Below are 23,737 nucleotides of genomic sequence, written 5' to 3'. Positions count from 1 at the left end.
GGCGGCCCGACCCCGGCCGGCGGGACCGCCGGGGCGAGCCGGTCGGCCCGGGCGCGACCGCCGAGGTGACGGCGGTGGCCGCCACACGCGGCGTCCCCCGGCGGCGCGGCGTCGGTGCGGCAGGGCAGGATGTACGCCGAGGGGGTGGCGGACATGGCTGGGCGGATCCGGGACGAGGACATCGCGCTGGTCCGGGAGCGCAGCTCGATCGCCGACGTCATCTCCGAGACGGTGACGTTGAAGTCGGCCGGCGCCGGCAACCTCAAGGGGCTGTGCCCGTTCCACGACGAGAAGAGCCCGTCGTTCAACGTCTCGCCCGCCCGCAACGTCTGGTACTGCTTCGGCTGCGGCGCCGGCGGCGACGCGATCAAGTTCCTGATGGACGCCGAGCACCTCAGCTTCGTCGAGTCGGTCGAGCGGCTCGCCGACCGGGCCGGCATCCAGCTGCGCTACGTCGAGGGCGACTCCGCCGCGCCGCGCCCGCGCCCGCAGCAGGGGCAGCGGCAGCGCCTGGTCGCCGCGCACGCCGCCGCCGTCGAGTTCTACCGCGCGCAGCTCACCACCGCCGGTGCGCGTCCCGCCCGGGAGTTCCTGGCCCGGCGCGGCTTCGACCGGGCCGCCGCCGAGCGCTACGGCTGCGGGTTCGCCCCGGACGCCTGGGACCTGCTCACCAAGCACCTGCGCCAGCAGGGCTTCACCCACGACGAGCTGGTCACCGGCGGGCTGTCCCGGCCGTCCCGCTCCGGCACGCTGATCGACCGGTTCCGCCGCCGCCTGATGTGGCCGATCCGCGACCTGACCGGCGACGTGATCGGCTTCGGCGCCCGCAAGCTCTTCGAGGACGACGACGGTCCGAAGTACCTGAACACCCCCGAGACGCCCATCTACAAGAAGTCGCACGTCCTCTACGGCGTCGACCAGGCCAAGCGGGAGATCGCCAAGCAGGGCAAGGTGGTGGTGGTCGAGGGCTACACCGACGTGATGGCCTGCCACCTGGCCGGGGTCCCGACGGCCGTGGCGACCTGCGGCACGGCGTTCGGCGGGGACCACATCGGGGTGCTGCGCCGGCTGCTGATGGACACCGACGACGTGGCCGGTGAGATCATCTTCACCTTCGACGGCGACGCCGCCGGCCAGAAGGCCGCGCTGCGCGCGTTCGAGGACGACCAGCGCTTCGTCGGGCGCACGTTCATCGCGGTCAGCCCCGACAACATGGACCCGTGCGACCTGCGCCTGGCCAAGGGCGACCTGGCGGTCCGCGACCTGGTCGCCCGCCGCGAGCCGCTGGTCGACTTCGCGCTCCGGCACGTGATCAACCGGTACGACCTCGACACCGTCGACGGCCGGGTGGAGGCGATGCGCCGGGCGGCCCCGCTGGTCGCCAAGCTCAAGGACCGGGAGAAGCGCCCGGAGTACGTCCGCAAGCTCGCCGGTGACCTCGGCATGGAGATCGAGCCGGTGCAGCGGGCCGTGCTGGCCGCCGCGTCGGCCACCCCCGGCCGGGACGCCGCGCCGGCGCCCCGACCCGCCCGGCCGGAGCCGGTCGTGGACAACCCGCACTCGATGGTCGAGCGGGAGGCGCTGAAGCTCGCACTCCAGGAGCCGGTGCTGGCCGGGCCGATGTTCGACGCGGTCGAGGCGTCGGAGTACCGGCACCCCGTGCACTCGGCGGTGCGGGCGGCCGTCGCGGCCGTCGGCGGGGCCGCCACGGCCACCGGCGGCGCGGTCTGGATCGAGTCGGTCCGCGACGCCTGCGAGGACCTGGCCGCCCGGGCGCTCGTCGGCGAGCTGGCCGTGGAGCCGCTGCGCATCGACGGCGAGCCCGACCCGCGCTACGTCTCGGTGACCATGGCCCGGTTGCAGTGGGGCTCGGTGACCAGCCGGATCAGGGACCTGAAGTCCCGGATCCAGCGGATCAACCCGGTCAACAACAAGGACGAGTACTTCGCCGCCTTCGGCGAGCTGCTCTCGCTGGAGCAGCACGCCCGGGCGTTGCGCGAGCAGGCCGCGGGAGGACTGTAGATGGGACTGTTCCGCCGCAAGCCGAAGCTGCCCCCGGCCGACCGGCCGCCGCTGGCCGCCGACGAGCGGGTGCTCGCCTGGGCCGCGGCCGGCAACGGCGAGGGCGACGGGGTGGTGGTCGCCAGCAACCTCGGGCTCTGGCTGCCCGGTCGGGCGCACCGGCTGGGCTGGCACGACGTCCTCAAGGCGGTCTGGTCCGGCCGCGAGCTCACGGTGACGCCGGCCGAGCGGCTCGCCGAGCGCGACGGCTACCTGGTGGTGGCCGACTGCCCGGCCGAGACCTACCTGCTGCTCGACCCGGGGGAGCTGCCGCACCAGGTGCGGGAGCGGGTCACCCGGTCGGTGGCGTACACCCGGCACCATCCGGTGCCCGGCGGCGCCGGCCGGATCGCGGCGCGCCGGGTGCCGGGGGCGGACGGCCTAACGTGGACGGTCCGCCTCGACCCCGGCACCCCGACGGACGACCCCGAGGTGCTCGCCGAGACCGACCGCCTCGTGGCCGAGGCCCGCGCCGCCACCGCCCCGGCGGACGTCTGACCGGGGCGGCTCACCCGCGCTGGTAGTACCGGGCGGCCCCGGGGTGCAGCGGGATCGGGTCGGTGCCCGAGGCGCTCTGCTGGGTGAAGTTGCCGGCCTCCGGGTGCACCCTGACCAGGTCCGCCTGGTAGGCGAAGAGCAGCCGGGTCAGGTCGTACGCCAGCTGGTCGGGCATGTCGGCGCTGACCAGGATGACGTTCGCCACCGTGACCGTCGGCGTGCCGCTCTTCGTCCTGTAGGCGTCCTTCGGCAGCTCCGCCGTGGTGTAGACCGACCCGTGCCGCGCGGTGAGCGGCTCCATCAGGTCGGCGATCGGCAGCAGCGCGTACGTGCCGGGCGCGCTGGCCAGCAGGTCGGCGATGCCCGGCGTGGGCAGGCCGCCGGAGAAGAACATCGCGTCGAGCGTGCCGGCCCGCATCCGCCGCACGGTCTCCGGCAGTGAGAGCGTGGCCCGGACGACGTCCCGGTCCGGGTCGAGGCCGGCGGCGGTCAGCAGCCGCCCGGCGATGATGTCGGTGCCGGACTTCGGCGAGCCGGTGGAGACCCGCTTGCCGCGCAGCTCCGACAGCTTCGTGATCTTCGCGTCGGCGCGGACGATCACGTGGGTGTAGTTGCTGTAGACCCGGGCCAACGCCCGGACCGGCTGCGGCTGTCCCTCGAAGGCCCCGCGCCCCGCGACGGCGTCCGCCGCCGTGTCGGCGAGACTGAAGGCGATCTCCATGTCGCCGCTGGCCAGCCGGTTGATGTTCTCCACCGACGCGCCGGTGGGCTCGGCGCGCGCCTCGTAGCCGGGCAGATGGCGGCTGATCACGTCCGCGTAGCCGCCGCCGAGCTGGTAGTAGACGCCGGTGGTGTTGCCGGTGGCGAGGAAGATCCGGCCGCCGTGCCAGGGCTGCGGCCCGGCGTCGGTCGTGCCGCACCCGGCGGCGAGCACCGTCGCGAGCAGGGCCGCCAGCAGCCGGGAGGACCGTCCGATCACGCCCGGACCGCCGGCTCCAAGGCCTCCGCCACCCGCTGGACCAGCATGGCGGTCTCGTAGCCGATCTGGCCGAGGTCGCAGCCGGGCGCGGCGAGCACCCCGACGAGCGCGCGCTCGCCGACCGCCATCACCAGCAGCACCCCGCCGTCCATGTCGACGATCTGCTGGCGTACCCGGCCGGCCGACATGAGCCGGGCGGCACCGACGGTCAGGCTGGCCAGGCCGCTGATCACGGCGGAGAGCTGGTCCACCTGGTCCGGCGCGAGGTGGGGCGAGGCCGCCAGCCGCAGCCCGTCGCCGGAGACCGCGAGGGCGTGCGACACGTCCGGCACCTGTTCGGCGAAGTTGGCCAGGAGCCAGTCCAGGCCGGGGCTCACGGATGAAGTCATGGGGTTCTCCTGGGGGGTGTCGTCTGGGTACGTCGGGTCGCGGCGGCCACTCCCTCGGCGAGCGAGGAGAGCCGGGACCGTACGACCTCGGGGTCGAGCAGGTCGCCCGCCGGCCGCGCCGGCGGGGCCTCGTGCAGCGTGGCCGGCAGCTGGCCGCCCCGGGTGCGGCGGGGCAGCCCGGCCCCGGTGAGCGGGGCCGGCGCGGGACGGGGCGGCGACGCGGCGCCGCCCTCGGGCCCGGTCGGGCGCGCGCCGAGCACCGGGAGCGTGATCGTCGGCGCGTGGTGGACGCTGGCCAGGTCGGGCAGGGCGGCGGGACCACCCGTCCCGGTCCGGGGCCGGAACCAGGCGGTCTGGGCGGGGACGACCGGCGCGGGCGGGCGCGCGTCGGGCCCGGGCGGCGGCGCCTGCGGGCGCACCTGCTGGGCGACCGGCGCCTGCGCGCGCGCCTCCTGGGCGTCCGGCGTACGCGCGTCCGGGGCGGAGCGCGGGACGACCTCCTCGATCCGGGTCAGCGCCGACTCCGGGATCTCCACCTGCGCGACGGTGCCCGCGCCGCTGTTGTGCAGCTGCACCCGCACCCCGTGCCGGGCCGCCAGGTGGGCCACCACGTGCAGGCCCATGCTGCCGGCGGAGGCGCTGGAGAGCATCGCGGGGGCGAGCAGCCGCTCGTTGATCGTGGCGAGCCGGCTGTCGCTGATGCCGATGCCCTGGTCGTGCACGCGCAACGTGAGGCCGTCGATGGTGCGCCGGCCGTCGACGTGCACCGGGGTGTTCGGCGGGGAGTAGACGGTGGCGTTCTCCAGCAGCTCGGCAAGGAGGTGGACCAGGTTGCCCACCGCGGCGCCGTGCACCGCGGCGGTCGGCACGTCGACCTCCACCCGCGGGTAGTCCTCGATCTCCGAGGCGGCCGCCCGGACGACGTCGGCGAGCAGGTGGGCGCCGTCGTGCGTACGGCCGGGCTCCCCGCCGGCGAGGACCAGCAGGTTCTCCCCGTTGCGTCGCATGCGGGCGGCGAGGTGGTCCAGCGCGAAGAGCCGGGCCAGCGCGTCCGGGTCGGTCTCCTCGCGTTCGAACTCGTCGAGCAGCCGCAGCTGCCGGGTGATCAGGGTACGGATGCGTCGGGCCAGCGCCTCGGCCATCCGGGTCACGTCCATCCGCACCTCGGCCTGTTCGCCGGCCAGGCGCAGGGCGGCCCGGTTCACCGTGTCGAAGGCCTGGGCGACCTGGGCGATCTCGTCGCGGCCCTGCCCGATGCCGGCGGTGAGCCGGGTGGCCGCGCCGTCGGCGGGTGCGCCGTCACCGGACGCGATGGCGGTGATCCGCTCCGGCAGTTCCCGGTTCGCCATGGTCAGCGCCGCGACCCGCAGCCGGCGCAGCCGGCGGCTGGTGCGCACGGCGAGCAGCACGGCCGCGGTCAACGACGCCAGCGCGACGGCGGTGGTCGCGCCGCCGGTGACCAGGGCCCGTAGCTGGGCGTCCCGGGCCAGTCCGGCGGCCTTGCGGTCGAGTTCCTCGGAGAGTTCCCGGCCGAGCAGGTTGTACCGCCTGATGGCCCCGCTCTGGGCCACGTACCAGGCGTCGCCGTCGGTCTTCAGCCCGGCGGGCTCGGTCTCCACGTTGAGCGCGCTGTCGCGCATCCGGCGGGCGGTGGAGACGTCGGTGCCGGCCACCAGCCGGGTGTACGCGTCCGCCGCGGGCCGGCCGGCGATCCGGGAGAACTCGGCCTGCCGCTGCTCCTGCGCGCCGCGCAGCTGGCCGAGGCGGACCAGTTCCCCGTCCGCCAGCGCGCCCCGCACGAAGACCGCGCGGAGCAGGTCGCGTTCCACGGCGGCGAGGTGCTCCTGGGCGGCCACGGCGGCCACCTCCCGTGCCCCGTTGGCCAGTTCCCGGTCGCGCAGCTGCGCCGGCAGCGCGTCGGCGACGGCGAGCAGCGACTCGACCAGCGAGAGGTAGGTCGGGTCGACGGTGGTGCCGCCCAGGGCGGACCCGCGGGCCGGTTCGAGCTGGCCGAGCTGCGCGTCGGCGCCGTCGAGCACCCGGCGCAGGTCGGGGGCGGCCCGGCGGGCGTCCCGGCTGGAGTCGCGGTACCGCTCGACGGAGGCGTCGACGCGCCGTCGCTGCGCGTCGACGAGGGGCCGTCCGCTGCTGCCGCCGCGCTGGCGCAGGGCCGCCGTCTCGCCGAGTTCCCGCTCCAGCTCGTGCACGAGGCGCACGGTGGCCGTCGCGGTGCCGGCCAGCACCCGGGCGCGGTCCGCGTCGTCGGTGGCGGCCATGGCCATGGCGGTCTGGGTGGACCCCAGCACGACCAGACCGATCGTGGCCACCAGGATGGGCGCGAGCAGCTGGGTGCGTACCGACCACAGGCGGTCGGTGTGGTCGGCGGGCCGGTGGTGCCGACGCACGCGGCCGGGGGTGGGGAGCGACACTCGGGCCTTCCGGGGGTGGGGTCGGGGGTGCCGGGTCCGGGCGGGAGGCCCGGACCCGGCACCGGGGGGTCAGCTCGCGCCGAGGTCCTGCAACGCCTTGGCCGCGCCGCGGTGCAGCGGTACGGGGTCGGTCTTGCGGGCGTTGTCCAGGCTGATGCCCTTGGCGGCCGGGTTGGCCTGGGTCAGGGCGTCCTTCTTGTCGAACACCGTCCGGGTGATCGCGCAGGCCACGTTCGCGTTGAGGTCCTTGCGGACCAGCAGCACGTTCGGCACCACGATGGTCGGGGTGTCCGCGGCGGTCTTGTAGACGTCCGCGCCGATGGTCCCGGCCTGGTACGCCGGGTTGAGCTCGGTCATCTTGGGCAGCAGCGGGGTGATGTCGATGAACTTCACCTTGTCCCCGGCGGTGGTGAACAGGTCGGTCAGGCCGCCCGTGGGCACCCCGCCCGACCAGAAGAGCCCGTCGACGCTGCCGTCCTTGACACCCTCGACGGACTTGGTCAGGTCGAGCCGCTGCGCCTGGACGTCCTTGGCCGGGTCGAGGCCGGCGGCCTCCATCAGCCGGTTGGCGATGACCTCGGTGCCGGACTTGGGCGAGCCGGTGGAGATCTTCTTGCCCTTCATGTCGGCGACCGAGTTGATCCCCGAGTCGGCCCGGACGACGACCTGCGTGTAGTTGTCGTAGATCCGGGCGAGCGCCTCGACCGGCTGCGGAGCCGTGAAGGTGCCCTTGCCCTGCACCGCGTTGACCGCCGTGTCGAACAGGGAGAAGGCGACGTCGTACTGGCCGCCGACGAGCTGCTCGATGTTCTGCACCGAGGCGCCGGTCTCGGCGGCGGTGCCGGTCAGCTTGCCCTCGGTCGCCCCGGAGAGCTGACCGGCCAAGGCGTTGCCGACCACGTAGTAGACGCCGGTGGCGTTGCCGGTGGCGATGCCGACCCGGGTGCTGTCGGTGACCTTGCAGGTGATCTCACTGGCAGCGTCGTCCTTGGTCGCGCCGCCCTGACGGCCCCCGCAACCGGCGGCGCCCGCCGCGACGAGGGCCAGCGCACCAACCCCCGCGGCGATCCGCACGTTGATCCGTCTCACTGTTTTTCCTCCCCATGGTTCACCTGTACTGCTGACGGCCCGCCGGTCCGGCCGGCGGATCCGCGTCTGACGAGCACACCCGCCACCATGACGGCGGCCAGGACGGCGCCGATCGTGACGGGCACGGGTTCGAGCCAGAGCAGCGTCAACCCGGCGAGCGCGCCGAGGATCCGCTCCGGCGTGCCGGCCGGGCCGACGCCGGGCAGCCAGCCGCCCGCCGCCACCGCCAGCACGGCGACGCTGAGGGCGGCGACCGTCCCGGCGACCGCTATCCGCTGCGCGCCCCCGATGCCGAGCAGCCCGAGGCCGGTCGGGGTGACCACGAAGGCGAGCGGGATGAGGTAGGCCGGCAGGGCGTACCGCAGGGTCTGCCACATGGTCGGCACCAGCCGGCCGCCGGTCACCGCGGCGGCGGCCACCGCGGCGAGCGCGGTCGGCGGGGACGCCTCGGACAGGACCGCGAAGTAGAAGACGAACATCGCCGCGGCGGGCGCGGGGACGCCCAGGTCCAGCAGGGCCGGGCCGATGATCACCCAGCCGATCACGAACGACGCGGTGACCGGCACGGCCAGCCCGAGCAGGGTGAGGGCGACGGCGGCGAGCAGCGCGGTGAGCGCCAGCACCACGGCCGGCTCGGAGCTGACGGCCTGTGCCCCGCTGACCAGCAGGGCCGCCGCCTGGGGGCCGAGGCCGGTCTTGGTGGTGGTGGCGGTGATGATGCCCGCCGCGGCGCAGACGGCGGTGACGGCGAGCACCCCGCGCACCCCGGCGCTCAGCGCGGCGAGCAGGCGGGCCGGGGTGAGCCGGTGCCGACGGTCGAGGAAGGACAGCGCGGCGGCCAGGACGGTGGCCAGCACCACGGCCTTCGTCGCGGAGAAGCCGACGGCGAGCAGCCCGACGATCGCGAAGAGCGAGAGGAAGTGGTAGCCGAACCGGGCAAGCAACCGACCGGCGGAGGTCGTGTCGATGACCACCGGCCGCACGCCCGAGCGCCGGGCGTCGATCTCGACCGCGAGGAGGATGCCGAGGTAGTAGAGCACCGTGGGGACGGTGGCCCAGCCGAGCACCTGGAGGTAGGACACGCCGAGGTACTCGGCGATGATGAAGGCCGCCGCGCCGAGGGTGGGCGGGGAGAGGATCGCCCCGACGCCGGCCGCGGCGAGCATGCCGCCCGCCCGCTCCGGCGGGTAGCCGGCCCGCCGCAGGACGGGCCAGGTGACCGCGCCGATGCTGACGGTCGTCGCCGCGCCGGACCCGGAGACGGTGCCGAGCAGGAACCCGGAGGCGACGGCCGTGCGCCCGGCGGCCGTCCGCGAGCGCCGGAAGGCGGCGGCCGACAGCTCCACGAAGAACCGGCCGGCGCCGGAGAGGTCCAGCACCGCGCCGTAGATGGTGAAGAGCACGATGTACGTCGCCGCGACGTCGAGCGGGGTGCCGTAGAAGCCGCTGTCGGAGTTGTAGAGGCCGTCGACGATCTGTCCGAAGTCGAGGCCCGCGTGGGCGACCGGCCAGGACTGGGGCAGCAGCCCGCCGTAGTAGCCGTAGCCGAGGAAGACCACGCAGACCGCCGGCAGGATCCATCCGGTGGTGCGGCGGCACGCCTCCAGCAGCAGGAGCAGCAGGACGGTGCCCATCGCCACGTCCAGGCCGACCAGCAGGCCCTGCCGGTCGAGGAAGGCGTCGTACCCGCCGCCGCCCGCACCGAGGCCGACGGGCAGCACCGGGTAGAGGCAGCTGACCAGCGCCGCGCCGGCCAGGACCCAGTCCGGCAGGGTGGGCCCCCGGTGCCCGGGGCGGTCCGTGGGCGCGGCGGCGGTCGGCCCGTCCGTGTCCGTGCGGCGCGGTCGCCGGGGCAGGCGCAGATCCGCCGGGTACGCCAGGAAGACCATCGGCAGGATCCCGGCCAGGAAGATGATCAAATAGAACTTGCTCCCCTGCGGCAGCGGGGCGAACACCTGCCAGAGGGCGAGCAGCGCGATCGCCAACGTCGTTCCGGTGACCAGAACGCCGATCGGCCCGGATAGTTGCCGCCCGGGCTTTTCGTCCTCGAACTGCGCGGCGAGTTCCCGTGCATCGGTCGTGGCGCCGGCGGGATCGGAGCGATCGTCCGCCTCGGGCGGCAGCGGGACCGGACCGTCGTCCAGGGACCCGGTGGCCATGGTGGACGGCTGCTGGGGGGACTCGCCGGAAGAACGCACTGGTGGCACGAGGGGGCACGATACGCGAATAACAAACCCGGCGGAATATTGCTGATCATGATTGCAGTCTGTGATTAATTCGGACTCCCGATTACGCAGAGAGAGCACAATTGAGTTTGGATGTGTCGCCGGGCGGAGGCCGTAATTGGTAAGAATGCGGCAAGCCGGGAGCGGTTTCCATCCGATCCGTCCACTCTGGTCCCGTAGCGGCGTACGCCCGGTCTCGCCGCGCGTCGCCGTCGCCGCGCCGTCGCCGTCGCATCAGGCGATCACACAGCGTGGTTTTCGTCGCTCTCCGTCGCCGCATGGGGTCTGACCAGGGCACCTGCGCCCCCTACCGCCCGACCCCACTCCTGTCGCCCGGCCCCACCCCTACCGCCCGGCGACGACCCGGCCGGATCCGGTGGGACGTGTCGGAACCGGAGGTTATGGTCGGGCGGTGACCATGGCTCCACCACTCATCCAGGCGCGGGCGCTGGTGAAGCGGTTCGGCGACTTCACCGCCGTCGACGGCATCGACGTCGAGGTGCGTGCCGGCGAGGCGTTCGGCTTCCTCGGGCCCAACGGCGCCGGCAAGTCCTCGACCATGCGGATGGTCGGGTGCACCTCCCCGCCCAGCGGGGGCGAGCTGCGCATCCTCGGCATGGACCCGGTCCGCGACGGGCCGGCGATCCGGGCCCGCCTCGGCGTCTGCCCCCAGCTCGACAACCTCGATCCCGAGCTGACCGTCCGGGAGAACCTCACCACCTACGCGCGCTACTTCGGCATCTCCCGCCGGGTGGCCCGCGAGCGGGCCGCCGAGTTGCTCGACTTCGTCCAGCTCACCGAGCGGGCCGACAGCCTGGTCGAACCCCTCTCCGGCGGCATGAAGCGGCGGCTGACCATCGCCCGCGCGCTGGTCAACGAGCCCGAGATCGTCCTGCTCGACGAGCCGACGACCGGCCTCGACCCGCAGGCCCGGCACCTGGTGTGGGAGCGGCTGTTCCGGCTCAAGCAGCAGGGCGTCACGCTGGTCCTCACCACGCACTACATGGACGAGGCGGAGCAGCTCTGCGACCGGCTGGTCGTGATGGACGGCGGGCGGATCGTCGCCGAGGGCTCGCCCCGCGCGCTGATCGACCGGCACTCCACCCGGGAGGTGGTGGAGCTGCGCTTCGCCGCCGAGTCGCAGGAGGAATTCGCCGGCAAGCTCGACGGCCTGGGGGAGCGGGTCGAGGTGCTGCCCGACCGGATCCTGCTCTACGTGTCCGACGGCGACGCGGCGGTGGCCGAGGTCGGCGCGCGCGGGCTGAGCCCGGCCAACGTGCTGGTCCGGCGCAGCAGCCTGGAGGACGTCTTCCTCCACCTCACCGGCCGCACCCTGGTGGACTGACCGGGCGGGCGCGTCCGCCGCAGCACCTGCGGCGCGGGCCCGGCACCCCGCCCCGCCGGGCGTCGGGTGCGACGGCGGTGGCCGTTCCGTAGCATCGGCGGGCCGGTGGCACCTTGGCCACCCGGCGACGCACCCGGGGGTGTCATGTCGAGGTTGGAGTTCCAGTCGCGTCACCAGGCCGGCCTCGCCGCGCTCTACCTGGGCGTCTTCGCGACGATCTGGTTCAGCGTGCCGGCCGCCGACCAGCCGCTGCGCGCCCTGCTGGTGGTCGCGAGCGGCGCGGCGCTGGTCACGGCGGTGACCGGAGCGGTCGTGGTGGCGCGCAGCCGGGGCGCCGGGCACGCCGGCCGGGACCGCGCCGCCGACCGTCGCTACCTGCTGATCGTTCTCGCCGAGTTCGCCGCCGCCGGGCTCGGCGCCGCCGTGCTCGCCGTCGCCGGGTGGTCCGAGTTCGTCCCGGTGCTGGTCTGCGCCGTGGTGGGGCTGCACTTCTTCCCCCTCGTCCCGGTGCTGGGCGACCCGCTGCTGTGGCCACTCGGGGTGGCGATGTGCGTCGTCGCCCTGGCCGGGCTGGTCACCGCGCTCGCCTCCGCGGTGTCGGCGGGGCTCGTCGTGGGCACCGGCGCGGGGCTGCTGCTGCTCGGCTACGCGGTGCTGGCGCTGGTCCGCGCGTTCCGGCGGCGCTGACCCGGCCCGGGACGTGAAAGCGGACGACAGGCCGACCGGGCCGCCGTAGGGTGGCCGCGGCTGTCGTACCGGCGGGATAGAAAGTCGTGGTGGACGCGGAGCGAGGCGGGGGTGGTCGCGTGAGCGTGACGGAGTCGGCGCGGGAGCGGGCCCGGCCGCCGCTGCCGCGGGTGCCCGCCCTGGCGGTGCTGGCCCATCATCTGGCCGGCTACCGGCGCACCTGGCGGGGCGGGTTCTTCTCGTCCTTCCTGCTGCCGGTGCTCACCGTGCTGGGGTTCGGCGTCGGCGTCGGCGGCTACGTCGACCAGGGCGTCGGCGGGGTGCGTTACCTGGACTGGATCGTGCCCGGCCTGATCGCGTCGACCGCCGTGCAGGTGGCGATCGGCGAGTCGACGTGGCCGGTGTTCAGCAAGTTCCAGTGGATCAAGACCTACTTCGCGCAGAGCGCGGCGCCGCTGCGGGTGGTCGACATCCTCACCGGCCACCTCGCGTTCGTGCTGTTCCGGGTGCTGTGCAGCACGGCGGCGTTCCTGCTGGTGACGACCCTGTTCGGCGCGGTGCGCTCGCCGTGGGCGTTGGCCACGCTCCCGGTGGTGGTGCTGCTCGGCCTGGCCGTCGCCGCGCCGACCTTCGCGTACGCGTCGGTGGTGTCGAGCGACAGCTGGCTGGCGATGCTGCTCCGCTTCGCGGTGATCCCGATGAGCCTGTTCGCCGGGGTCTTCTTCCCGGTGGAGTCGCTGCCTGAGGCGCTGCGCTGGCTGGCCTACGCGACGCCGCTGTGGCACGGCGTCGACCTGTGCCGGGCGGCGACGCTCGGTGTCGTTCCGCAGTGGTCGGTGCCCGGCCACCTGCTCTATCTCGCGGCCTGGTCGGTCGCCGGCTGGCTGCTGGCCCGCCGCGCGTTCCGCCGCAGGCTCGTCGTCTAGGAGGGGTGCCGTGGTCGCTCTCGTCCTGCCCCGGCTGGTGAACGTCGCCGCCGCGTCCCGCCGCTCGGTCTCGGTGGCCGAGCGCAACGTGGCGGCCCTGAAGCCCGTCTACTGGCTGCTGCTCGCCTCCGGCATCGTCGAGCCGCTGCTCTACCTGTTCTCGATCGGTGTCGGGGTGGGCGCGCTGATCGGCGACCTCACGCTGCCCGGCGGCGAGGTCGTCGCCTACGCGGCGTTCGTCGCGCCCGCCATGCTCGCGGCGTCGGCGATGTCCGGCGCGCTGGCCGAGACGACCTTCAACTTCTACGGCAAGTTGAAGTACATGAAGCTGTACGACGGGGTGATCGCCACCCCGGTGCAGCCGTTCGAGATCGCACTCGGGGAGCTGGGCTGGGCGATGCTGCGGGGCAGCGCCTACTCGGCCGCGTTCCTCGTGGTGATGGTGGCGATGGACCTGACCACCGCCGCGCGGGCGCTGGTCGCCCTCCCGGCGGCCGTGCTGGTCGGCTTCGCCTTCGGCGCGCTGGGAATGGCGATCTCCACCCTGATGCGCAGTTGGCACGACTTCGATCTGATGGCTTCCGCCCAGTTCACCCTCTTCCTCTTCTCCGGCACGTTCGTGCCCGCCCAGGACTACCCCGCCGTGCTGCGTTGGCTGGTCGAGGCGACCCCGCTCTACCGGGCGGTGCACCTCATCCGTGGCATCTCGACGGGCACGGTCGGCGGGGAGTGGGTGCTCGACGTGCTCTACCTGCTCACGGTGATGACCGTGGGTCTGCTGGTCGCCTCGCGCCGGATGGGCAGGTTGCTCTACGGGTAGGGGTTAACCGTCGCCGCTGCCGGGGCATGTCGAGGGGGACGACACGCCGAGCACGAGGGAGGGGCGATGGCCTCCGACCAGTCTTCCGCCCGCAGCGGGCGCGACCGCGACGATTCCGGGGCGGTGGCCGCCGGCCGGGTGGGCGACCGCCGGACGGGCCACGCCGACCGGTGGGCCGACCCCGCGCGCGCCGAGCGGCACCGCCCGGGTCGCGGCCCGGTCGGGCCCGACGAGGGCCCCGACAGCCCGGCCGAGCTGCCGGGCGCCGGCTGGAAGGCCGCGCTGCGCCGCACGGTGCGGGAGTTCCAGGACGACAGCCTGACCGACTGGGCGGCGGCGCTGACGTACTACGGGGTGCTCTCCATCTTCCCCGGCCTGCTGGTGCTGGTCTCGATCCTCGGCCTGCTCGGCCCGGGTGCGACGCAGGGCGTCAAGGACACCGTCAACCAGGCGGTCCCGCAGGGGGAGATCCGGCAGATCGTCGAGGGGGCGATCGACCAGGCGCAGCAGAGCGGCGGCTTCGCCGGCTTCGCCGCGATCCTCGGTCTGCTGGCCGCGTTCTGGTCGGCGTCGGGTTACATCGCCGCGTTCATGCGCGCCTCCAACACCATCTACGACGTGCCGGAGGGGCGCCCGATCTGGAAGACGCTGCCGATCCGCGTCGGGGTGACCGCGGTGATCGGCGTGATGCTGCTGGCCAGCGCGGTGATCGTGGTCTTCACCGGCGGCCTCGCCGAGCAGGTCGGGGAGGCGATCGGGCTGGGCTCCACGGCGGTGACCGTGTGGAACATCGCCAAGTGGCCGGTGCTGCTGCTCCTGGTCAGCCTGATGTTCGCGATCCTCTACTGGGCGTCGCCGAACGCGCGGCACGGCGGCTTCCGCTGGGTCAGCCCCGGCGGGGTGCTGGCCGTGGTGATCTGGCTGGTGATCTCGGGCCTGTTCGCGCTCTACGTCAGCAACTTCGGCTCGTACAACAAGACGTACGGGGCGCTCGCCGGCGTGATCGTCTTCCTGATCTGGCTGTGGCTGAGCAACATCGCGATCCTCCTCGGCGCGGAGTTCGACGCCGAGTTGGAGCGCAGCCGCGCCATCGAGGCGGGCCACTCCCCGGACGAGGAGCCGTACGTCGAACTGCGCGACGACCGCAAGCTCAAGAAGAAGCGCAACGCCGCCAACCGCCGCTGACCTCCAGCCGCCCCGCCACCCCGCCGCCCCGCCACCCTCCCGGTGGCGGGGCGGCGTGCTGCCCGGCCCGCGATCGTGCCCGTGGGTCTGCTTCCTGCCCGGACAGGCGGCCCCGCCAGGGCGGAGCGCGGGATCGCGGGGGCCACGGGCTTTTCTTGATCCGCCCGAGGCTTTTGCTCGAACGGACAAAAGTTTGCGTCAGATCGGCCGAAGCTCTGGACACGTGACTCGGAACACTCCTACTGTGTCGGGCACGACACCTCGGCATTACGTCGATGTGAACGAGCCCCGCGAAGAGGTGAGTCCGGTGCGGTCCGTCGATCCCCTGCACGTACGGCTGCTGCGGCTGCTCCGTGACGAGGGGGCCGTGTCCCGGGCCGAGCTGGGCGACCGGCTGCAGATGCCCCGCCCCCGGCTGCTGGCGGAGCTGGAACGGCTCGTCGGCCTCGGCTACGTCGCCGAGGCGGGGCTGGCCGCTTCCCGGGGCGGTCGCCGCTCCACCCTGGTCGAGCTGAGCCCGCACCTGCGCTTCGCCGCCGTCGACCTCGGCGCCAGCTCCATCGACGTCGAGGTGGTCAACGGCCGGCTGGAGCCGGTCGCCGCGTACGCCGAGCCGGCCGACATCCGCACCGGCCCGAAGGTGATCCTCCAGCGGGTCAACGAGCTGCTGCACAAGGCCCGGGTGGACGGCGCCTACGAGCGGCTCGACGCCGTCGGCATCGGGGTGCCCGGCCCGGTCAGCTTCCGCGACGGCGTGCCGGTCTCCCCGCCGATCATGCCGGGCTGGGACCGGTTCCCGGTGCGCGAGCTGCTCACCCGCGAGCACGGCTGCCCGGCGGTGGTCGACAACGACGTCAACATCATGGCGATCGGGGAGCGGCACGGCGGGGTCGCCCACTCCGTGGACGACTTCCTCTTCGTGAAGATCGGCACCGGAATAGGGTGCGGGATCTACCTCAGCGGCGAGGTCTACCGGGGCACCGACGGCTGCGCCGGGGACATCGGCCACATCCAGGTCGACGCGCACGGCCCGATGTGCTCCTGCGGCAACGTCGGCTGCCTGGAGGCGCTGTTCAGCGGGGCCGCGCTGGCCAAGGACGCGACCGCCGCCGCACGCAGCGGGGCGTCGCCCGCGCTGGCCGAACGGCTCGCCGCGCGCGGCGCGGTGACCGCCCTCGACGTCGCCGGAGGTGCCGTCGAGGGGGACGTGGCCTGCATCCAGCTGATCCGCGACGGGGGTCGGCGGGTCGGTGGAGTCCTGGCCGGGCTGGTCAGCTTCACCAACCCGTCGATGATCGTGATCGGCGGAGGGCTCGCCCAGCTCGGGCACATCCTCCTCGCCGAGATCCGCAGCGTGGTCTACCGCCGGTCGCTGCCGCTGGCCACCGGCAACCTTCCCGTCGTCCTCTCCGAACTCGGCCCGCGGGCCGGCGTGGCCGGCGCGGCCGTACTCGCCAGCGACGTCGCTTTCGGGGAGGCATCGTGAGCGCGAGGAGTGAGCCGGGTTTGCGAGCCCCCGCAGTCGCGAACGGAGAAGGCGCTGTGAGCGCGAGGAGTGAGCCGGGTTTGCGAGCCCCGCAGTCGCGAACGAGGAAGGCGCCGTGACCGAGCGCGAGGAGGAGACCGTGGCCCGAACCGAGGAGCCGCCCGCCGCCGGGCCGGCGGAGGTCGTTTCCGCCGGCGCCCCGCTGGTCGAGGCGCCCGCCGACGCCGACGCCGTCGCCGTCGCGGGCGAGGTGGTGCTGCGCCTCACCGACGTGGTCAAGACCTTCCCGGGCGTACGGGCCCTGGACGGGGTGCAGCTGGAGGTGCGCGCCGGCGAGGTGCACTGCCTGCTCGGGCAGAACGGCGCCGGCAAGTCCACCCTGATCAAGGTGCTGGCCGGGGTGCACCGGCCCGACTCGGGGCTCCTCGAGTGGCGGGGCGAGCCGGCGACCTTCGCCAACCCGCAGGCCGCCATGCGCGCCGGCATCGCCACCATCTACCAGGAACTCGACCTGGTCGAGGACCTCTCGGTCGCGGAGAACGCCTTCCTCGGCCACGAGCCGCGCCGGCTCGGCTTCGTCCGGCGGGGCGCCATGGCCCGGCGTACCCGGCAGATCCTCGGCCGGCTCGGCCACGCCGAGATCCCGCCCGGGCGGATGGTGCGCGCGCTGCCCGCCGCGGGCAAGCAGATCGTCAGCATGGCCCGCGCGCTCTCCCACGAGGCCCGGCTGATCATCATGGACGAGCCGAGCGCCGTGCTGGCCCACGACGAGGTCGGCAACCTGTTCCGGATCATCCGGGAGCTGACCGCGCAGGGCATCGCCGTCATCTACATCTCGCACCGGCTGGAGGAGATCCGCGAGATCGGCGACCGGGTCACCGTACTCAAGGACGGCCGGACCACCGCGGCGAACCTGTCGGCCCGCGACACCCCGACCCGCGACCTGGTCAGCCGGATGACCGGCCGCACCATCGAGTACGTCTTCCCGGACCGCCCGGCCGGCGCGGCCGACGGCGCGGAACTGCTCGCGGTCGAGGGGCTGACCCGGACCGGCGAGTTCGCCGACGTCTCGCTCAGGGTCCGGGCCGGCGAGATCGTCGGCATCGCCGGACTGGTCGGCTCGGGCCGCTCCGAGCTCCTGGAGACCATCTACGGCGCGCGCCGCGCCGAGGCCGGCTCGGTGCGGATGGCCGGCCGGGCGCTGCGTCCCGGCAACGTCGGCGCGGCGGTGCGGGCGGGCATGGGGATGGCCCCCGAGGAGCGCAAGAGCCAGGCGCTGCTGCTGGGCGAGCCGATCTACCGCAACGTGACCCTGGCGACCTTCGCCCGCTACGCCCGCGCCGGGTTCACCGACGTCGGGCGGGAACGGGCCGAGGCGGACCGGATCGCCGAGAGCCTGGAGCTGCGCCCCCGCGACGTACGCCGGCCGGTGCGCACCCTCTCCGGCGGCAACCAGCAGAAGGTGGTGGTCGGCCGCTGGCTGCTCGGCGACACCCGGCTGCTGCTGCTCGACGAGCCGACCCGGGGCGTCGACGTCGGCGCGCGGGCGGAGCTCTACCAGGTGATCCGGGGGCTGGCCGCGCGCGGCGTGGGGGTGCTGCTGGTCTCCAGCGAGGTCCCCGAGGTGCTCGGCCTGGCCGACCGGGTGCTGGTGATGCGGGAGGGGCGGGTGGTCCGCGAGGCCCCGGCCGGCGAACTCGACGAGAACACCGTGCTCGACCTCGTGATGGCGGGGTCCCTGATGGAAGGCGCACCGGCATGAGCGAGCCCCTCACCCCCACCGCGGCGCCGCAGCTGCCGGCGCAGTCGCCGCCCGTGGACCCGGCGCAGACCGCGGCGGCCGTCGACAAGGTGGCGGCACCGGGCCGGATCTCCTGGTGGCGGGGCGACGGCGGCGAGGGCGCCCGCCGCAACCTCGGCCTGCTCGGCGTCCTCGCCGTGCTCGTCGTGATCGGCGCCCTCACCCGCTCCGACCTGTACTCCGACCCGGACTGGGTGTGGGACAACGTCCTGAGCATCCTCAAGCTGGCGGCAGTGGTCGGCGTGGTCACCGTCGGCATGACCTTCGTGATCATCGGCGGCGGCATCGACCTCTCGGTCGGCGCGATCGTCGCGCTGGCCGGCGTCTGGTGCACCACGGTGGCCACCCAGAGCTACAGCGCCGGCGGCATGATCTTCAGCGCGCTCACCGTCGGGCTGGCGGTCGGCCTGGTCAACGGGCTGCTCATCTCGTACGGCCGGCTGGTGCCGTTCATCGCCACCCTCGCCATGCTGGTGGCCGCGCGGGGCCTGGCCGCGGAGATCTCCGACAAGCAGACCCAGGTGTCGGACAACGCCTTCATCAACGGCCTCGCCAGCAACAGCCTGCTCGGCATCCCGTTGCTGGTCTACATCCTGGCCGCCGTGGTCGCCGCCGGCTGGGTGCTGCTCAACCGCACCACCTTCGGCCGGCGTACGGTCGCCGTCGGCGGCAACCCGGAGGCCGCCCGGCTCGCCGGCATCAACGTCCGGCGGCACACCGTGCTGCTCTACGCGCTCTCCGGCCTCTGCTGCGGGATCGCCGCCATCATGCTCACCGCCCAGGCCAACTCGGCGCAGGCGGCGATGGCGAACCTCTACGAGCTGGACGCGATCGCCGCCGCGATCATCGGCGGCACGCTGCTCAGCGGCGGGCGGGGCACCATCATCGGTTCCCTGCTCGGGGTGGTCATCTTCGCCACCATCACCAACCTCTTCGCCATCAACGGCCTCTCCACGGAGGCCCAGAACATGGTCAAGGGCGGCATCATCGTCGCCGCCGTCCTGGTCCAGCAGGTCCAGTTCCGCAGCCTCACCCAGTTCCTGCGCCGCAACCGGCTCACCACCACCTGACCCGCACCGCACCGACCCGCACCGCACCGACCCGCGCGGCATCCGGGCCACCCGAGCGACGGTGGCCGGGCCCCGCACGCCCCTCTCCCGTACCGCACCGCGAGATTTCCTCCACCACCGTCAACCCAGGAGGTCGTCATGACCCAGCACAGTCGCGACATGTCGCGCCGCCGACTGCTCTTCGGCGGGGCCGCCGTCGGCGCCGGCGTGCTGCTCGCCGGCTGCACCAGCAACGAAGCCAAGCCGACCGAGGCGCAGACCAAGGCGGCAGCCGCGCCGGGCGGCAACAGCGAGCCCGGCAAGCGGGTCGTCATCGGCTTCTCCGCGCCGGCCGCGGACCACGGCTGGATCGCCGCCATCACCAACAACGCCAAGGCGCAGGCCGGGGCGTACTCCGACGTGGAGTTCAAGTCGGTCGAGGCCGGCGCGGACGCGGCGGCCCAGCGGGCGGCGCTGTCCACGCTGATCTCGCAGAAGCCGGACGTGATCGTGCTGCTGCCGCACGACGGCAAGGAGCTCAACGCGTTCGGCCTGGAGGCGATGAAGGCCGGCGTCCCGGTGGTCAACCTGGACCGGGCCTTCCCCGACGCGCGGGCCTACCGGCTCCAGATCAAGGGCGACAACTACGGCATGGGCGTGGCCGCCGCCACCTACATGATCGAGCAGTTCAAGGCCAAGGGCATCAGCAACCCGGTGATCGGCGAGATCGCCGGCATGGACGAGCTGGAGCTGACCCAGGAGCGGTCGAAGGGCTTCGTCGACACCCTGACGGCGAGCGGCTTCAAGGTCGCCAACCGCCGGGCGGCCCGGTTCACGGCCGACTCGGGGCAGCAGGAGGCGGCGCAGCTGCTCCAGGCCCTGCCGAAGATCGACGCGCTCTGGAACCACGACGACGACCAGGGCATCGGCGTGCTGGCCGCGGTCAACCAGAGCGGTCGCAAGGAGTTCTTCATGGTCGGCGGTGCCGGCTCGAAGAAGGCGATGGAGGACATCCAGGCGGACAACACGGTGCTCAAGGCGACCGTGACCTACAGCCCCTCGATGGCCTCCTCGGCAATCTCCCTGGCCCGGCTGATCGGCCAGGGCAAGGGCATGTCCGACCTGGTGGAACTCCAGGTACCCAAGGAGATCATCCTCGCCTCCGAGACGATCACCAAGGAGAACGCGGGCAACTACCTCAAGCTCGGGTTCTGACACACGGGGGGAGACCCACCTTGTCCACGACAGACAGAGAACTGCGGGTCGGCATGGTCGGCTACGCGTTCATGGGCGCCGCGCACTCGCAGGCGTGGCGCACCGTGAACCGGGTGTTCGACCTGCCGACGCGGGCCCGGATGTCGCTGGTCTGCGGCCGGGACGCCGGGAAGGTGGCCGACGCCGCCGACCGGCTCGGCTGGGACGCGTACACGACCGACTGGCGCGACCTGGTCGCCTCCGACGACATCGACGTGGTCGACGTCTGCACGCCCGGGGACAGCCACGCCGAGATCGCCCTCGCCGCGCTGGCCGCCGGCAAGCACGTGCTGTGCGAGAAACCGCTGGCCAACACGATCTCCGAGGCCCGGGCGATGGCCGCCGCGGCGGTCACCGCGCAGGCCGCCGGGGTGCGGTCGATGTGCGGGTTCAACTACCGACGGGTGCCGGCGGTCGCGATGATGCGCCAGCTCGTCGCCGACGGGCGGCTCGGGGTGATCCGGCACGTCCGGGCGACGTACCTGCAGGACTGGATCGTGGACCCGCAGTTCCCCCTGGTCTGGCGGTTGCAGCGGGACCGGGCCGGCTCCGGCGCGCTCGGCGACATCGGCGCGCACATCATCGACCTGACCCAGTACGTCACCGGCCAACGGATCACGGGGGTCAGCGCGATCACCGAGACGTTCGTCAAGGAACGGCCGCTGCCGGCCGGGTCGAGCGGGCTGGCGGCGACGGTGGACGGGGCGGCGCCGACGGTGGACGGCACCGACGGTCACCGTCCGGCCACCGGGCTGGTCACCGTCGACGACGCGGCGGTCTTCGTGGCCCGGCTCGACGGTGGCGCGCTGGCCACGTACGAGGCGAGCCGGTTCGCCACGGGGCGCAAGAACGCCCTCCGGGTGGAGATCAACGGCTCGCTGGGCACGGTGGCCTTCGACCTGGAGCGCCTCAACGAGCTGGAGTTCTACGACGCGACGAAACCGGCCGCCGAGCAGGGCTTCACCCGCATCCTGGTGACCGAGGGGGAGCATCCGTACATGTCCGCCTGGTGGCCGCCCGGCCACCTGATCGGCTACGAGCACTCCTTCACCCACCAGGCGCGCGACTTCATCGAGGCGGTCGCCACCGGCGTCGACCCGGCCCCCTCCTTCGTCGACGGGTTGCAGGTCCAGCTGGTGCTGGACGCGGTGACCCGGTCGGCGGAGCTCGGCTCCTCGTGGACCGAGGTGGAGCCGGCCCTGGCCACGGTCGCCGCCTGAGTCGACTCCGGCGCCGACCGGCGAGGGACCGGCCGCGGTTGCGCCCCGCGGCCGGGACGAGGTCGGGACCGGAGGACGTGCCCACCGGGCCGGCGTGGCCCGGTGGGCACGAGCAGGACGATCGTCCGGTGCGGCCGGACCGGGATTCCCCGGTCGCACCGGAGGACCGTCACCACCCGGCGGCCCGCCGGGCCGCGTCACCCCACGACGTCCGGTCGGCGCGCGCCGTCGCTCCGACCGGCGGATGCGGGGGAGGCAGGGACGAGACGCCGACCGGCCCTGCCTGCCAGCCCCGTCCGTCCGCGCCCGCACCGGGAACCGGGCCGGGGTCGTCGCCGCCGACGTCGACACCGGACCGGTGGGCTCCTCCCGGGGCGGCCGGCGGACGGGGCCCATCTACACAGATCCATATCTTTCTGAACAAACTTCTGATATTCATATAACTCAATGCACGGCTGGTTCCTCCTGAGCGGGAAGGAGCACCATGCGTACGGGTGTCTGGCTGGTGGGAGCGCGCGGCTCGGTCGCGACCACCAGCATCGTGGGGGCGCTCGCCCTGCGGTCCGGGCTCACCGGCCCGACCGGCTGCGTCACCGAGCTGCCCGACCTGCGCGGGCCCGCCCTGCCGGCCTTCACCGACCTGGTCTTCGGCGGGCACGACGTCGCGACCACCCCGCTGGCGAAGCGGGCCGAGGCCCTGGCCGCCGCCGGGGTGCTGCCCGCCCGGCTGGTCACCGCCCTCACCGACGAGCTGGCCGCCGTCGAACGCGAGCTGCGTCCGGCCCCGGCCGGCGGCACCCAGGCGGACCGGGCCGCCGCGACCGTACGCGACCTCGCCGACTTCCGCCGCAGGCACCGGCTGGACCGGGTGGTGGTGGTCAACGTCTCGGCCACCGAACCGGCCGCCCGCCCGCACCCCGGGCACGCGGACCCGGACGCGCTGCGGGCCGCGCTCGCCGGTGGCGACGAGGTGCTGCCGCCCAGTTCCCTCTACGCGTACGCGGCGGTGCGGGCGGGCTGCCCGTACGTCGACTTCACCCCGTCCACCGGGCTGCGGCTGCCGGCCCTCACGGCGCTGGCCGCGGAGGGCGGGATCCCGTACGCCGGGCACGACGGCAAGACGGGGGAGACCCTGGTCAAGTCCGTGCTCGCGCCGATGTTCGCGATGCGGCACCTCGCGGTGCGCTCCTGGTCCGGGATCAACCTGCTCGGCGGCGGCGACGGCGCCACCCTCACCGACCCGGCGGCCAACTCGGCCAAGACGGAGAGCAAGCAGCGGGTGCTCGGCGAGACCCTCGGCCACCTGCCGCAGGGCGGCACCCGGATCGAGTACGTCGAGGCGCTGGGCGACTTCAAGACCGCCTGGGACCTGATCACCTTCGACGGGTTCCTCGGCACCGGGATGCGGATGGAGTTCACCTGGCACGGCTGCGACTCCGCCCTGGCCGCGCCCCTCGTGCTTGACCTGGCCCGGCTCACCGCCGCCGCGCACGCCGCCGGCCACGCCGGCCCCCTGACCGACCTCGCCTTCTTCTTCAAGGACCCGCTCGGCGCGCCCACCCACGCGCTGGCCGACCAGTGGACCCGGCTGTGCGGCCTCGCCCGCCGCCTGCACGCGGGAGGCACCGATGCCGCGCCTCGCTGACCTCGCCGAACTCGTCCGGGCGCCCGCCGCGCTGTCGGTGCCCGGGGACGTCGTCGCCGGGGCGGCGGCGGCCGGGGCGCTCGGCCGGCGTACGCCCGCGTTGGCCGCCGCGTCCGTCCTGCTCTACTGGGCGGGGATGGCCGCCAACGACTGGGCCGACCGCCGGCTGGACGCCGTGGAGCGCCCCGAGCGGCCCATCCCCAGCGGCCGGGTGGCCCCCGGGGCCGCGCTCGGCCTCGCCGCCGGGCTCACCGCCGCCGGGGTCGCGCTGGCCACGGCCGCCGGGGGCCGGCGCGCCGCGACGGTCGCGGTTCCGCTCGCCGCCGCCGTCTGGGGGTACGACCTGGCGGCTAAGTCCACCGCCGCCGGCCCGGCCGTGATGGCCGCCTGCCGGGGGCTGGACGTGCTGCTCGGGGCCACCGGCGGCCGGGCGCTGCGGGCGGTGCCGGCGGCGGTCATCGTGGCCGCGCACACCTTGACCGTCACCGCGCTCTCCCGCCGGGAGGTCACCGGCGCCGACGCCGCGCTGCCGCTGCGTACCCTCGCCGGCACCGCGCTGGTCGCCGCGAGCGTCGCGCGGGTGACGACCGGGGGGCGGCGGCCCGGCCGGGCGCGGACGGGGCGCGGCGGGACGGCGGCGCTCGCGGCG

Annotated in this window: 19 protein-coding genes; 14 read left to right on the top strand and 5 right to left on the bottom strand. The window is 74.0% G+C overall.

All coding sequences use genetic code 11. The features are described from left to right. The first annotated feature begins 129 nt into the window (after positions 1 to 129). A complete protein-coding gene (gene dnaG, locus AB0G08_RS28125) occupies positions 130 to 2,022 on the top strand; it encodes a DNA primase (RefSeq protein ID WP_358093318.1) in 1,893 nt (630 codons plus the stop codon). After that, on the top strand, positions 2,023 to 2,559 hold the full coding sequence (locus AB0G08_RS28120) for a hypothetical protein (RefSeq protein ID WP_358093315.1): 537 nt from the start codon (positions 2,023 to 2,025) through the stop codon (positions 2,557 to 2,559). Between the two features lie 10 nt (positions 2,560 to 2,569). Here the strand turns inward: AB0G08_RS28120 and AB0G08_RS28115 are convergent, their stop codons facing one another. From AB0G08_RS28115 to AB0G08_RS28095, 5 genes are all read right to left on the bottom strand, one after another. Further along, positions 2,570 to 3,538, bottom strand: coding sequence for a TAXI family TRAP transporter solute-binding subunit (locus AB0G08_RS28115; protein WP_358093312.1), 969 nt, complete (start codon positions 3,536 to 3,538; stop codon positions 2,570 to 2,572). Continuing rightward, complete coding sequence (locus AB0G08_RS28110) at positions 3,535 to 3,927, bottom strand: roadblock/LC7 domain-containing protein (protein ID WP_358093309.1); 393 nt, start codon at positions 3,925 to 3,927, stop codon at positions 3,535 to 3,537. Before AB0G08_RS28110 ends, AB0G08_RS28115 begins: the two co-directional genes overlap by 4 nt. Further along, the gene (locus tag AB0G08_RS28105) at positions 3,924 to 6,332 is read right to left on the bottom strand and encodes a sensor histidine kinase (RefSeq protein WP_358093306.1); all 2,409 of its coding nucleotides are present in this window, start codon (positions 6,330 to 6,332) and stop codon (positions 3,924 to 3,926) included. The genes AB0G08_RS28110 and AB0G08_RS28105 overlap by 4 nt, the downstream gene beginning before the upstream one ends. Positions 6,333 to 6,425: 93 nt before the next feature. Next, the gene (locus AB0G08_RS28100) at positions 6,426 to 7,445 is read right to left on the bottom strand and encodes a TAXI family TRAP transporter solute-binding subunit (protein ID WP_358093303.1); all 1,020 of its coding nucleotides are present in this window, start codon (positions 7,443 to 7,445) and stop codon (positions 6,426 to 6,428) included. Beyond that, positions 7,442 to 9,604 (bottom strand): TRAP transporter fused permease subunit, encoded by a 2,163-nt coding sequence (locus tag AB0G08_RS28095; RefSeq protein ID WP_358093300.1) that lies wholly within the window; start codon positions 9,602 to 9,604, stop codon positions 7,442 to 7,444. The genes AB0G08_RS28100 and AB0G08_RS28095 overlap by 4 nt, the downstream gene beginning before the upstream one ends. Before the next feature lie 478 nt (positions 9,605 to 10,082). Here AB0G08_RS28095 and AB0G08_RS28090 point away from each other — a divergent pair, with 478 nt between their 5' ends. The 12 genes from AB0G08_RS28090 to AB0G08_RS28035 all read left to right on the top strand — a co-directional run. Further along, positions 10,083 to 11,015: an ABC transporter ATP-binding protein gene (locus tag AB0G08_RS28090; protein ID WP_358093298.1), complete on the top strand. Its 933-nt coding sequence runs from the start codon at positions 10,083 to 10,085 to the stop codon at positions 11,013 to 11,015. Between the two features lie 144 nt (positions 11,016 to 11,159). Then, positions 11,160 to 11,702 (top strand): hypothetical protein, encoded by a 543-nt coding sequence (locus AB0G08_RS28085; RefSeq protein WP_358093295.1) that lies wholly within the window; start codon positions 11,160 to 11,162, stop codon positions 11,700 to 11,702. Positions 11,703 to 11,827: 125 nt separating this feature from the next. Then, on the top strand, positions 11,828 to 12,628 hold the full coding sequence (locus AB0G08_RS28080; protein ID WP_358093324.1) for an ABC transporter permease: 801 nt from the start codon (positions 11,828 to 11,830) through the stop codon (positions 12,626 to 12,628). 10 nt (positions 12,629 to 12,638) lie between these two features. Continuing rightward, positions 12,639 to 13,448, top strand: coding sequence for an ABC transporter permease (locus tag AB0G08_RS28075; RefSeq protein ID WP_358093292.1), 810 nt, complete (start codon positions 12,639 to 12,641; stop codon positions 13,446 to 13,448). Positions 13,449 to 13,514: 66 nt separating this feature from the next. Then, positions 13,515 to 14,633 (top strand): YihY/virulence factor BrkB family protein, encoded by a 1,119-nt coding sequence (locus AB0G08_RS28070; RefSeq protein ID WP_358093288.1) that lies wholly within the window; start codon positions 13,515 to 13,517, stop codon positions 14,631 to 14,633. Positions 14,634 to 14,940: 307 nt separating this feature from the next. Beyond that, positions 14,941 to 16,119, top strand: a complete 1,179-nt coding sequence (locus tag AB0G08_RS28065) for an ROK family protein (protein ID WP_358093285.1) — start codon at positions 14,941 to 14,943, stop codon at positions 16,117 to 16,119. A gap of 250 nt (positions 16,120 to 16,369) precedes the next feature. After that, positions 16,370 to 17,881 (top strand): sugar ABC transporter ATP-binding protein, encoded by a 1,512-nt coding sequence (locus AB0G08_RS28060; protein WP_358093321.1) that lies wholly within the window; start codon positions 16,370 to 16,372, stop codon positions 17,879 to 17,881. Next, a complete protein-coding gene (locus AB0G08_RS28055) occupies positions 17,878 to 18,990 on the top strand; it encodes an ABC transporter permease (RefSeq protein WP_358093282.1) in 1,113 nt (370 codons plus the stop codon). The genes AB0G08_RS28060 and AB0G08_RS28055 overlap by 4 nt, the downstream gene beginning before the upstream one ends. 138 nt (positions 18,991 to 19,128) lie before the next feature. Beyond that, positions 19,129 to 20,184 (top strand): substrate-binding domain-containing protein, encoded by a 1,056-nt coding sequence (locus AB0G08_RS28050; RefSeq protein ID WP_358093279.1) that lies wholly within the window; start codon positions 19,129 to 19,131, stop codon positions 20,182 to 20,184. A gap of 20 nt (positions 20,185 to 20,204) precedes the next feature. Then, positions 20,205 to 21,443 carry a Gfo/Idh/MocA family oxidoreductase gene (locus AB0G08_RS28045; protein WP_358093277.1) on the top strand — a complete coding sequence of 413 codons (1,239 nt, stop codon included), beginning with the start codon at positions 20,205 to 20,207 and terminating at the stop codon, positions 21,441 to 21,443. Positions 21,444 to 21,927: 484 nt separating this feature from the next. Beyond that, entirely contained in the window at positions 21,928 to 23,088 is a 1,161-nt protein-coding gene (locus AB0G08_RS28040; RefSeq protein ID WP_358093274.1) for an inositol-3-phosphate synthase, read from the top strand. After that, the coding region (locus AB0G08_RS28035) for an SCO3242 family prenyltransferase (protein ID WP_358093271.1) at positions 23,072 to 23,737 on the top strand (666 nt) is incomplete at its 3' end. The genes AB0G08_RS28040 and AB0G08_RS28035, both read left to right, overlap by 17 nt.

This window comes from Micromonospora sp. NPDC023644 (assembly GCF_040640115.1).
Classification (GTDB): Bacteria; Actinomycetota; Actinomycetes; order Mycobacteriales; family Micromonosporaceae; genus Micromonospora.
Note: the sequence above shows the minus strand (reverse complement) of the source record. Positions and strands in the feature narration are given on the sequence as shown.